Below are 12,373 nucleotides of genomic sequence, written 5' to 3'. Positions count from 1 at the left end.
TTTGGTTATTAAGAAAAACTGAACTTATCTGCTTCTGCGCAGCAGTTCAGCAAGGTCAATCCCTGCACGCAATAAGTGCTGACAGTCCTGTCGGCCGATATAGTGTTGAAGATAATCACGCAACATGCCTAAATACGGCCGTCCCGGAACAAACATCGTGGAGATTGCCTTCAAATGCCTGCGCACTTGCTGCAACTTTTCCTGATAAGTCTCCTGGTCTTCCCTCGCGATCCGATTTAACTCTTTCGCGGGTAAATGTAGAAAATCAATGCGTTCAATCAGGTCATTCAGCACCCTTTTTCGCTCATGAACTAACTCACCACGTTGCAGCGCATAAACGTGGATAGACATGAGCGCCCGCTCATCTCCTGGCGTTCTGGGGTGAATAAGACCTTCTGTATCGTAGGTGAAAAACTGTTCGGGATCGTCCGTGCAGGGATTAATCAGCAGCCGGTAAGATTCTTCAACAAAAACATTTCCCCGATGAGAACGCACGCGGTTGATCTCATTCGATAAGGGAAACTGGCTATCTTTACCGCGCAGCACATGATCAGGCTGGCCGGGAACGCGATGGTCACGCGCCCGGTTACAATCAATACAGGAGATCAGTAAATTGGACCATTCACCCGCCAGCCAGTAGTAGCCCGGTTTAAATGACTGACCGTCCTGTGTCTGTATTTCATTTTTAGGGCGAAAATGTTCAATATCACTGGGAGATACATGGGCAAAAGCGCTTTCACAATAAGCACATTTTTTTTTGAAAATGGTGAATAGTTCCGCCGTGAGTAATTTGTCTTTATAGACTTTAAATGGAAAAGCCGTTGTTGTGAGTTTCTCATTTCCTGCGTAATTAGCCGGATCGGTACAAAATAGGATCGCGCGGTTGCGTTCATCCACCTCACGGGTCATTTTATGGGGTATGCGCCCTTTACTGGCGGTGTGATAGACCGGGATAGCCGGATTTTTCAGGCTACGATTAATCTTTATCATGGTCGGTAAAGGTCTCATTGAGCACGTCATCCCAAAGCGCAGAGATAACCTCTACCACTTCCTCTTTCATCTCATACACCTGAGGGGTTCCACTCTCTCTGTGGTCGGCAATGACCTGATCAACCGCTTCAAACATTAACTGCTCACGTGGGGTGTCTCCCACATAGCGGCGCGCCTTCAGCTCCGATTTGAGTTGCGCCAGTTTTGCATTCTGCGAATCGTCACGTTCGCTCAGAGACAGCAGCGCATAGTATTCGTCAAACAGGACTTCATCCTGCGGATCGCGGGTGGTGTTCAGACCAAAGAACGGCGAGGTAAGAAGCTGATCGACACGTAAATCGGCAGGATCTGGCAAATCCGTATTGGCGGTGACTTTTCCACTATCATCTTTTTCCATCAGGCAGATTTCGCCCTGCTCTAAACCGCGCAAGCAGAGGGGATCGTGGGTGGTGGTAATAAACTGCATACCGGGAAAGGCGCGCCGCAGTCCGCTGACGATGCGCATTTTCCAGGTGGGGTGTAAATGGCAGTCCAACTCATCCAGCAGCACAATACCTTCGGCATTTTCAGGTGAACCCCATAAACGAGTCGCCACACTGATAATATCTACGGTCAGGGCAATTACTGCTTTAAAGCCATCGCTGAGGACCCGTAGCGAGATCTCCTGAGTCGGAGAACTGACCATAATCCGCCCTTTCTGTTTAATGAAAAGAACGCCATCATCCAGCGATAACAGATCTTTTAGCAGCAGCGCTGCCTGGTTAAACAGATGTTCAGGTGCTTTAACAAGCCATTCTTCTGCCGGAATGAGCGTGACAAAAGGATCGAATAAATTATCAATTCGACGATAATCACCCGATGTGATGGCCGGGTATTGATGATTTTTAACAGGCAGTAAACGTGTAGCTCCATAACCCAGCAGCACCTGCTGTTCGTCTTTCGCTTCACGATCCCCGGTAACTTCAGTTTCTCCCTGCTCCCAGGTGACTGTTGCCGTTCGGCCTGCCGGGCGTCTGAACTTGGCTAAACCACGACGTAAAATCAACTCATGCTTGCCGACAAAGCCTGAGAGTTGTATAGAAATAGTGGCTGTGCGCTTGCCCTTTTTAATTAACTCTTGAGGGATGATCAGTTCCTTATCTACCAGATGCCAAAAATGATTTGCACCAGCAATACATAGGGCTATCGCCTGCAACACTGAACTTTTTCCAGCACCATTTTCACCGAGCAGCATTAGCCATTCTGGCTGTACCGATAGCGAAATTTTTTCAATGGATTTAAAGTTGTTAATCTCTATATGTTCAATACTACGTCGTAGCATGCGAGATTTATAATTTCCGATACTATTATTAAGAGAGAAATCTGATAAATAGTCTAAGTAGCCCCTAAATTCATTCTTTACAGATACTATATTTCTTTTACTAATTAATTGGTTATATTCAGACCATTCGAAATGTAGTGAAAAATCTTTTGCTGTGTAAAATCCACTGAGTTCATAAACTAAAAATTGCCGTTTTATCGCGGAATAAGGGGATTTTTTGTCCGTCAAATCCTGAAGATGCCATAGGCAAGTGTTAACAAGTTCTTTATTATCTTCACCATTCTTTTCTGCAAGCAACGCATTTTTAAGTTGTTCTATCCGTGCCAGAATATGCTGAACGGTTTTTTTTCGGTCAATGACAAGTGAAGCACGATTTAAACGTAACTGCGCGATGGTTGTCTGACCTCTTAACGTATCACTGGCAACAAACCCACCTTCATCATAAACGAAATGTTCTGCCGGATTATCAGCCGTAGGATCGAGTAGCAGAGGCTGTTCATAGACTTCGCCCCCGACAATAAAAGCCCGAAGTTTTTCATCTTCAAGCGGGAAACGATTACTCTTAGCGGCGTTACATACCCTGCAAGCCAGAAAAATATTATCCCAGCGGTTGGCCAGCCACCAGTAACCCGGATGCCGGGCATCTTCAGCCACTGACGCCCGCGGTCGAAAATGGTCGATGTCGGCAAGCATACTGATAACGGGGGTTTCACAATAGGCACATTTTTCTGAGAACAGCTGCAAAACAGCGGGGAAAACATCAGTTTTTCGTAAATTACGAAAGTGGAAACGTTGCTGCCGATGCTCTTCTTGCTGGTCAATGAACGTCGATAACTGTGCCAGTTCACGCTCACCCTCCCCACCCGGTAACAGCGAGACAGGGCAATCCACGCTGTTTCTGTCTATGTAAATCATCTCTGTTTCCTGTAGAACAATGCTAATCGACTATTGCGATACATTAGCCGATTTCATCATTTAATTTAATAGCGAAAACACAGATATTTCATCCCATTACGCGATCAACGGTGATTTAACCGCCGCGATAACCGGTCGCCGCACAGCTGTAATACCGTGACCAGCGCCACCAGTACCACAATCACGGTCAGCATCACCTGTGAGTCAAAACGCTGGTAACCGTAGCGATAGGCAAGGTCCCCTAACCCCCCTGCGCCAATCGCTCCCGCCATCGCCGAGGCATTGATCATGGTGACCAGCGTAATGGTAAATCCGCTGACAATGCCCGGGCGTGCCTCCGGCAACAGCACATGCCAGATAATATGCCGTCGGTGAAAGCCCATCGCCTGTGCCGCTTCTATCAGCCCTTTATCCACTTCACGCAGGCTGACCTCCGCAATGCGGGCAAAAAAGGGCGTAGCCGCCAGCGTCAGCGGCACCACGGCGGCCCAGACGCCATACGAGGTACCGACCACCATACGGGTAAAGGGGATCAATGCGACCATCAGGATCAGGAATGGCACCGAACGGAACAGATTCACCACCCAGCCCAGCAGACGGTTCAACAGCGGGTTGGCAAACAGGTTTTGTTTGTCGGTGATCACCAGCACCACCGCCAGCGGCAGGCCCAGCAGCAGCGCGGCCAGTGAGGACACCCCAACCATCATTAACGTATCCAGCAATCCCTGCCATAAACGATCAATCTGCAGTGACATAGCCCAGCACCTCCACACGGTCGGCTAACGATTCAAGTGAGCTGGCGTCAAACGGCGCAGGTCCGGCCGGTTTCAGTACGATCATCTGACCAATCTGCCGATCCTGCACCCACTCCAGCGCACTCTGTATCAACTGCGTTTCACTGCCCACCAGGGCGATAATCGCCGCCAACTGCGGCAGCGCACCCTCTCCGGTCCAGGTCAGGCGCAGCAGCGCCCGGTCATTCGCACTACTGAGTTGCGGACGCAGACGATCGGCCAGCGCGGCAGGCAGCGCATGCTGTTGCGGGCTGAGCAGTACCTGCGTCGTCGGTTGCTGCGGATCGCCGTAAACCTGCCAGACCGGGCCTTGCTCAATCACCTGGCCCTGTTCCAGCACTGCCACCTGATGACAGAGATCGTGTATCACGTTCATCTCATGGGTTATCAGCACAATGGTGATGCCCTGCTGCTGGTTAATCTCGCGCAGCAGCGCCAGAATCGAGGCGGTGGTTTCCGGGTCGAGCGCCGAGGTGGCCTCGTCACACAACAAAAGCTGGGGTTCATGCACCAGCGCACGGGCAATCCCCACGCGCTGCTTCTGCCCGCCAGAGAGTTGGGCGGGCCAGGCATGCTGGCGATCCTCCAGCCCGACCAGTTTGAGCAGCGCATCCACTTTTTGCTGGCGCGCCCGCGCCTCAACCCCGGCGACCTTTAACGGCAGCTCAATATTCTCGCGCACCGTTTTCGCCGACAGCAGGTTGAAGTGCTGAAAGATCATCCCGGTACCCCGCCGCCAGTTCACCAGTTCGCTGTCGCTCAGACGGCCAATATCCACCCCATCCACCACCACGCTGCCTGCCGTCGGGTTTTCCAGTCGGTTAAGGCAGCGGATCAGTGAAGATTTTCCGGCACCGCTGCGGCCAATAATGCCGAAAATGGTGCCACGCGGAATATGCAGATTGATGTTATGCAGGGCATCGGTTTGCTGCCCGGCATAGCGCTTAAACAGGCCGTCGATGGCCACATGCGCCGCTCCCGGCTGACGGGAGACGGTAGCGCTCTGTTCGGCACTGTCCGGCCAGCTCAGGCTGACCATAATTATGGCTTCCAGCCTGGCTGATAGAGCTTGCCGTAAAATTTATCCAGGCTGGCGCGCACCGCCGCGGAATGCTGATAGATATCAACAAACTTTTTCAGACGCGGGTCATCCTGGTGGCCGTCGCGGATAACAAACTGGATCACATACTCCGGGTTTTCCAGCCCGTCGAACAGCAGCGCATTATTCGGGTCAATCACCCCGGACGCGCGCAGATAGTGCGGATAGCCCTGGGCCAGGTCCACTTCTTCCAGTGAACGGGAGAGCTGCACCGCTTCCACTTCAATGATTTTCAGATGCTTCGGATTCTTGACGATGTCATCAACGGTAGATTTCAGGCCAGCCCCCGGTTTGAGAGTAATCAGCCCGGATTTTTGCAGCAGCAGCAGGCCGCGCCCGCCGTTAATCGGGTCATTCGCAATCGCCACGGTGCCACCATCGGGGATCTGGCTGATAGCGGTATGTTTTTTAGAGTAAAGGCCGACATTATTGATGATCGCCGGGGCGTATTTCACCAGGTGGAAACCGCCCTGCTGATTGGCGTTATCCAGGAACGGCTGATGCTGGAACAGGTTCACATCAATGTCGCCATTTTCCAGGCTGACGTTGGGCGCCGTCCAGTCGCTGAACTCGATCAGATCCACCTTCAGCCCCTGCTTTTTCGCCTCTTCAACAGCGGTTTCCAGCGGCGGTGCAAACGCAGCGGTGGTGCCGACTTTCAGCGGCCCGCTGTAGTCGGCAGCATGGGCGCTCACGGTAGTGCTTAACAGTGCCGTCAGCACCAGGGTGTTGAGTAATTTCATTTTTTATCCTTATGTTCCCGGAGGGTTCAGGCATCACGACGCCAGCGCGCCGCCGGGTGGCGAGCGGGCAGACGATCGTGGCTGAACAGTTTGTGACGCAATGTGCCTGGCTGATACGCGGTCTTATAGCGGCCTCGCTGCTGTAATTCCGGCACCACCAGATCAATAAAATCGATATAACTCTGTGGATTGACGATGCGCGTCAGGTTAAAACCGTCAATGCCCGCCTCATCCATCCAGCGGATCAGTGCGTCGGCTACCTGTGACGGGTTGCCGACAATCAGCGGGTAACGCCCGCCCAGGGCGTGCTGCTCCAGCAGGCGACGACGCGTCCAGCCGCTAAAGGTTTTACTGACCGACTCAATGGCGCGCCCCGATCCGCTGTGGATCGGCTCGTCTAACGAGAAGGCGGCCAGATCGAGGCCGATCGAACTGGAAAAGTGGGCGATCCCCGCTTCCGGGCTGGCATAGCGCAAATACTCCTGATGTTTTTCCTGCGCCTCTTTCTCGCTGCCAGCGACGATCACCGACACGCCCATAAACACTTTCAGATCGTCGGCTTCGCGCCCGGCCCCGACCGCAGCCTGACGTAACCGATCGACCTGGCTGCGCATGGCGGCCGGGGTGCTGCCGTTAACAAAGCTGCACTCCGCGTGGCGGGCGGCAAAGCGAATGCCGCGATCGGAACTGCCTGCCTGAAACAGCAGCGGCGTACGCTGGGGAGACGGTGAACTGAGGTGATAGCCTTCCACCTGGTAATACTCGCCGTGATGATGTACCGGGTGGATCTTTGCCGCTTCGGCATAACGCCGCCGCTGACGGTCAGCCAGCACGGCATCGTCCTGCCAGCTTCCTTCCCACAGCTGATAGCTGACATCGAGAAACTCGTCAGCCTGATCGTAGCGCTGATCGTGCCCGAGCAGCTGAGTCTGCCCCATCGCCCGCGCGGCGCTGTCGAGGTAACCCGTGACAATATTCCAGCCCACGCGGCCCCCGGTGAGGTGATCAAGGGTGGAGAAGCGGCGGGCAAAGGGATACGGCGCTTCATAACTCAGGTTGGCCGTCAGCCCAAAGCCGAGATGTTCGGTCACGCTTGCCATGCCGGAGACCAGCATCAGCGGATCGTTGACCGGGAGCTGGATAGATTCGCTGGCAGTGAGGGCAATGCCCTGCTGATAGACGTCATAGACGCCGAGGATATCGGCGATAAACAGCCCGTCGAACAGCCCGCGCTCCAGGGTGCGTGCCAGATCCAGCCAGTAGCGCAGATCGTTAAATTCGGTGGAACGGTCAAGGGGATGAGTCCACATGCCGTGATGAATATGCCCCACACAGTTCATATTAAAGGCGTTAAGCAGGATTTTTTTCGGCTGGCTCATAAGGTTCCCCGGCGCGGCGGCAGTACATCATTCAGCACGTAGTTGCCAATGGCCGGATATTTCCAGCGCACCGGATCATGCAGCGTGTGGGTGCGGGCGTTACGCCAGTGGCGATCCAGATTGTGCTCACGCAGCGCCGAGCGTGTGCCTGAAAGCTCAAACAGCAGGTTGGCGGCTTCCAGCGCCCGTTCGGTGGTCCAGGCTTTTACCGTGGCGACGGCAATCGAGGCCTCGGCCACCGTTCTCTCGCTGGCCTGATGCCGTGCGGCATCCACCGCATCGCCAGCGTCGGCCAGCAGTGCGTCTCCGGCCTGCAAACGCGGGGCCAGCTGGCCGATGCGGTCAATGGTCAGCGGGTCCTGCCCGGCATGATCAACCCCGGCATCCGGCCACGGACGCGCGTGGGTATTGATAAAGTTCAGCATGTCATTAAAGGCGGCGCGGGCGATGCCCTGTTCGATCGCGGCATGGAGGATTTGTGCGAACGGCCCGAGGCGGGTTGGCCGCTCAAAGGCGCTCTGGAACGGGATGATATCGTCAGCCGCCACCGCTACCGCATCAAACTGCACCGTCCCGCTGCCCGTTGTGCGCTGACCAAAACCGGACCAGTCGTCGGTCACGGTCACTCCTGGCTGATGACGCGGCACAAACACCAGTTGCTCTTTACCGTCCTCCCCGCGTGCCGCGGTGGGAATACGGTCGGCAAACAGGGCGCCCGTGGCGTAAAACTTCTGGCCGTTAAGCTGCCAGCCGTCGTCCTGCGGCAGTACCGAGGTGCTGCGCTGGTGGGCGGCGGCCGAACTGAACTCAGCCAGCGCATTGCCAAGATGCACGCCCTCCAGCACTTCCTGATAGAAACGCTGTTGCTGAGCCGTGTTGCCGTTAAGGCGCAGCACTTCCAGCGCATAAAAGTGGTTCTGCGGCACCTGACCAATCGCGGCATCTGCTTCGCTGATCATGGCGATCACCTGCGCCAGCACGGCGGTGGACACATCCGCTCCACCAAATTCCCCGGGCACGGTGATCGCCCCCAGCCCGGAGGCAAACAGCGCCCGCAGAGGCGCGACAGGCAGTTCACGCTCACGGTCACGGCGTGCGGCACCGCTGCGGAATTCCTGCGCCAGCTGCTGTGCAACGTCTATCGCCTGCGCGGCGCTGGTGATACGGCTGGCCTGCTGTTTTGGTTTCACCTGGCTGAGAGGCATGATGGGTTCCTTAAATCCAGGCATGACGCACCGGAAGCTGACCGTTGAGGTAGTAATTACCGATGGCGTGAAACTTCCAGCGGAGCGGATCGTGCAGGGTATGGGTGCGTGCATTGCGCCAGTGGCGGTCAAGGCCATGCTCGCTGAGCGTGGCGCGACTGCCGCCCCACTCCAGCAGCTTTTCGCTGGCTAACAGCGCAATCTCGGTGGTGAGCACTTTGGCTTCGGCTACCGCAATAGAAGCCAGCGCGGCGGTCCGGGCATCCAACTGGGCGGGGTCGATGTTATCCAGCGTGCTGGCCGCCCGGCGCAGCAGGGATTCCGCCGCGACCAGTTCAATAAACACCCGGCCCACATCGGCCTGTAAATGAGGATCGTCAGCGTTTCGCTCTACCCCGGCATCCACCCACGGGCGCGAGTGGCGACGAATAAACTCGCAGCCCTCATCAAAGGCCCCCCGGCCAATTCCGGCATCGATGGCCGCCTGTAACAGCTGCGAGACCGGGCCACGCAGTGACGGTTTGTCGCCCCCTGGCATCGGGATCACCAGTGCGGCATCTACCCGCACCGCATCGAGATGGATTGTTCCGCTGGCGGTGGTGCGCTGACCCATGCCGGACCAGTCATCGACAATCTCCAGCCCGACCGATTCGCGCGGCATAAAGGCCATCACCGCCTGCCCGTCATCATTCAATGCGGTGGTAACGATAATGTCGGCGAACAGAGCACCGGTAGAGTAGAACTTGCTGCCGGTCAGACGCAGGCCATCCGGCCCCTGGACCAGGCGAGCCGTCACTTCACGGGTATGCCGGGTATTTTTTTCCGGGCCGCCGTTGCCGAGGCGCAGCCCCTGCACCACGGCGCTGAAAATAGTCTGCTGTTGGGCGGACGTGCCTTCATCAAGCAGCAACTGGATGAGGGCGAAATGGTTTTGCGGGATCTGCCCCAGCGAGGGGTCCACAGCCGAGATAATGCGGAACACCTCTGCCAGCGTGCGGTACGACAGTCCGCCGCCACCAAAAGCGCGGGGCACAGAAATACTGCCCAGTCCGCTGCGGCTGAACAGCGCCAACGCTTCCAGCGGATAGAGGCGGTCCCGGTCGCGGGCCACCACATCGGAGCGTGCCAGATCGGCAACCGCCTGTGCGGCCTCGATCGCCTGTTCGTGACTGAGGATCACTGCCGCTGTTTTATTCTGGCCGGTAGTACTCGCTGATTGGCTCATGATGTCCCTTAATTAACAGGCAAATAAATGCCAGATGGCGCAGGCCATCAGCAAAGAGATTTTTTCAGATTTCATTAATATAATCAGAGCGATAATATGAAGTAAAGCGCCACACTTATGACAAATATGGCGTTGGATTGCTGATATTTAGCTATGGCAACATTCACCCCTGATTAAAATAATAGCCGTACCGTATTTAGTAGGGATCGACCTTTTTTTCCGGTCGATCCGCGCCGAGAGTTTGCAAAATCACTGAGGGATCTTTGTCGCTTTTTATTTGCTGGAAGCGGTGAGTCAGGTCCGGGGCCAGTTTGAGCACGCCGGATCGGCAAAAACCGCATCCCTGCGGGCCTCGGCACGCGACGTCCTGTCGCGTGACGTCCGGCTTATCTCAAAAAGGCCCCATCCCCGCAGAACCGTTGCTCGCTGTGAGTTTGAAAACCCCGACGCGATTACGATCTTGCGTAGGGATCGATCACTGAGGGATCCCCACAAAATAAAACAGGCATCAATCCGTAGTGGCTGATCTTCTTTTCCGGTCAGCCAGTGGCGCAGACCTCGCCCGTGGTGCAGACAATCAGCCCGGTTCGACCGGAAAAAAGGGTCGAACCCTACGAAAGCGCGTATGCAGTGACGGTTTTAACCCCACAGTGCGCACTCTATTTTCGGGCCGGAGGCCAAATTATCAGCGACTGACATTTGTGGGGATACCTCAGGGATCGATCATCTTTTCCGAACGACCCGTGCTGATGACGGGCAAAGGCAGCATTCTGGACGTTTTCCCCGATAGTGGTATCATCCCTGCGCCGCAAAAACTTCAATGGAGTCAAGCATGTCCACACTGCGTTTACTGTTATCGTTTAACTAAAAACCATGAGTTTTTTGAATATTTAATTGAATTTTTTAAATAAGGCATGGCAAGTGAAAAAACAATCAAGCGGAATATCAAAGTTCATTTTCGAACTGGTTATAACTATAACAATGATAATGTGCATCTATATGATGCTGAAATATTTTTACTTCAAAAATTATAAACCTCTGGATTTAGGTACTCTCAGTGATGCCGTAATTGCCATCAGTAATGCAATTATGGCTATTGCCGCTATCTATGGTGTTATAGCAGCAAGAAACTGGTTAATAAACAAAAAAAAAGCGCGGCATTTGAGCATGCAATTGAACTAATGACAGAGTTAGATAGCATCAAGGGGAGAACAGATCGGATCTATATTGATTTTTGTAATTTAGAAAAACACTATACCAATACAACCCTCATTGATGCAATTAAAACTGATGCCCAAAACCTTTCATGTGACATCAACGCATTACTAAGAAAGTTTGCACACATAAAGAGATTAGGAATCATTGACACGAGTGATGAAATTAAAAGCATTAGACCTTTCCTATCCGATTTTGGAAACTCAATCTGGCCTTATTTGAGTTTTTTTAATAATGACTCAAACACAATTAATGCATTAATTAGGCTTGGTGAACTGGGCGAAAAAAAGAAAAACCTTGTTAACGCGTGGGAAGGAATCTCAACGAGACATGATACTTTAAAAAATCGATCAATTGAAGAGATGTTCATCTTTTCATAATAACAACAGCATGGTGAGCAGTTGTTTATTTAAGTTGCTCACCAGGTTTTTTCATAGTTATGCTAATGAGCTATTTTTAGATAATCTATTAATTCACTTACCTGCAACAACTTATTACCTCGATGTACCATTGCATGACAGTTTGGGCATAAAGGAATAAGATCTTTTACAGGGTTTAGTTTATAACCCTCCCCTAACGTACTTAACGCTTTAACATGGTGGACATGAATAAAGCCTTTCCCATGCTCTCCATAGACCTCTTCAAAATCGAACCCACAGCACTGACAAGTAGTACCATAATGAGCTATGCAAGCAAGCCTGGCTTCAGGATCTCTTTCATAAGAATTCACTGTAACTCTCTTCTTCGCACCCTCTATAAAAATTTCAGAATCGGTAATTTCATCTGGAAAAACTGTACTCATACTCTCAATTGTCGCATACCAAACGCCATTCTCATTTAGGAGGTTTCTTGTGTGCAATTTTTGATCAAAATTTTTAATTTTCGCAACTTCTGAATCAGGGCCTCTTTGATTATAAACCATCCGAAAGATACGAAGTTCATAGCCTTTATTTATTATAAGATCTATGTGTTCTAATGCTTGATAAAATCCGGGTGCCTTTCTACTTACCCCGGTTTTTCGATTGGTCTGCATAATCCATATGTCTTTTAAAATAATAGATTTAGTCATGAATGGCTCCTCATCCCAAGTGCCAAAGATTACAAACCTCTCATCGTGATTAACAAATGACCAGCTCCAATTCCAGTTTTTACATGTAGCTCCCTGTTTTTCAATGAACTTCTTCCTACTTATTTTTATATCCATATTCAAAACCTCTTTATCATATATTTTTTGATATCTTCCCCATAAATAATGGAAAATGTCAACCACGCAGAAATAAAAACCGCCCTCTATCTGAATATCAATACGCAGTACTCGATCACTAAAATACATATTACTATATAGTTATGGTGTATTGATGTATTTTTGATATTTCCTCCGTGGATCCTTCATCTTTTCCGATCGACCCGCGCTGATGACGGGCACAGGCAGCTTTCTGGATGTTTTAGCCGATGGTGGTATTATCCCTGCGCCGCCAAAACTTCAA

General features: G+C 52.4%; 11 protein-coding genes. 2 read left to right on the top strand and 9 right to left on the bottom strand.

Going from position 1 to position 12,373, the window contains the following annotated elements; translation table 11 throughout:
• Positions 1-24: 24 nt before the first annotated feature.
• The 8 genes from IFU29_RS01490 to IFU29_RS01455 form a co-directional block, all read right to left on the bottom strand.
• Positions 25-990, bottom strand: a complete 966-nt coding sequence (locus IFU29_RS01490) for a hypothetical protein (protein ID WP_191932351.1) — start codon at positions 988-990, stop codon at positions 25-27.
• Positions 977-3,226: an AAA family ATPase gene (locus tag IFU29_RS01485; protein WP_191932350.1), complete on the bottom strand. Its 2,250-nt coding sequence runs from the start codon at positions 3,224-3,226 to the stop codon at positions 977-979. The genes IFU29_RS01490 and IFU29_RS01485 overlap by 14 nt, the downstream gene beginning before the upstream one ends.
• A gap of 104 nt (positions 3,227-3,330) precedes the next feature.
• Complete coding sequence (locus tag IFU29_RS01480; protein ID WP_191932349.1) at positions 3,331-3,981, bottom strand: methionine ABC transporter permease; 651 nt, start codon at positions 3,979-3,981, stop codon at positions 3,331-3,333.
• Complete coding sequence (locus IFU29_RS01475) at positions 3,965-5,059, bottom strand: methionine ABC transporter ATP-binding protein (RefSeq protein WP_191932348.1); 1,095 nt, start codon at positions 5,057-5,059, stop codon at positions 3,965-3,967. Before IFU29_RS01475 ends, IFU29_RS01480 begins: the two co-directional genes overlap by 17 nt.
• Positions 5,060-5,061: 2 nt before the next feature.
• Positions 5,062-5,862 (bottom strand): MetQ/NlpA family ABC transporter substrate-binding protein, encoded by an 801-nt coding sequence (locus tag IFU29_RS01470; protein WP_191932347.1) that lies wholly within the window; start codon positions 5,860-5,862, stop codon positions 5,062-5,064.
• Between the two features lie 26 nt (positions 5,863-5,888).
• Positions 5,889-7,241 (bottom strand): LLM class flavin-dependent oxidoreductase, encoded by a 1,353-nt coding sequence (locus IFU29_RS01465; protein ID WP_191932346.1) that lies wholly within the window; start codon positions 7,239-7,241, stop codon positions 5,889-5,891.
• A complete protein-coding gene (locus tag IFU29_RS01460) occupies positions 7,238-8,446 on the bottom strand; it encodes an SfnB family sulfur acquisition oxidoreductase (protein ID WP_191932345.1) in 1,209 nt (402 codons plus the stop codon). The genes IFU29_RS01465 and IFU29_RS01460 overlap by 4 nt, the downstream gene beginning before the upstream one ends.
• Positions 8,447-8,456: 10 nt before the next feature.
• Positions 8,457-9,671, bottom strand: coding sequence for an SfnB family sulfur acquisition oxidoreductase (locus tag IFU29_RS01455; RefSeq protein WP_191932344.1), 1,215 nt, complete (start codon positions 9,669-9,671; stop codon positions 8,457-8,459).
• Positions 9,672-10,670: 999 nt separating this feature from the next.
• On the opposite strand from IFU29_RS01455, the gene IFU29_RS01450 reads away from it, so the two are divergent.
• Together IFU29_RS01450 and IFU29_RS01445 are read left to right on the top strand one after the other, a co-directional pair.
• The gene (locus IFU29_RS01450) at positions 10,671-10,853 is read left to right on the top strand and encodes a hypothetical protein (protein ID WP_191932343.1); all 183 of its coding nucleotides are present in this window, start codon (positions 10,671-10,673) and stop codon (positions 10,851-10,853) included.
• Positions 10,853-11,266, top strand: coding sequence for a hypothetical protein (locus IFU29_RS01445; RefSeq protein WP_191932342.1), 414 nt, complete (start codon positions 10,853-10,855; stop codon positions 11,264-11,266). Before IFU29_RS01450 ends, IFU29_RS01445 begins: the two co-directional genes overlap by 1 nt.
• A 62-nt stretch (positions 11,267-11,328) precedes the next feature.
• Here IFU29_RS01445 and IFU29_RS01440 read toward each other — a convergent pair whose 3' ends face one another.
• Positions 11,329-11,955 carry an HNH endonuclease gene (locus tag IFU29_RS01440; protein WP_244633603.1) on the bottom strand — a complete coding sequence of 209 codons (627 nt, stop codon included), beginning with the start codon at positions 11,953-11,955 and terminating at the stop codon, positions 11,329-11,331.
• Between the last annotated feature and the right edge of the window lie 418 nt (positions 11,956-12,373).

This window comes from Erwinia persicina, from assembly GCF_014838825.1.
Taxonomy (GTDB): Bacteria; Pseudomonadota; Gammaproteobacteria; order Enterobacterales; family Enterobacteriaceae; genus Erwinia; species Erwinia persicina_A.
Note: the sequence above shows the minus strand (reverse complement) of the source record. Positions and strands in the feature narration are given on the sequence as shown.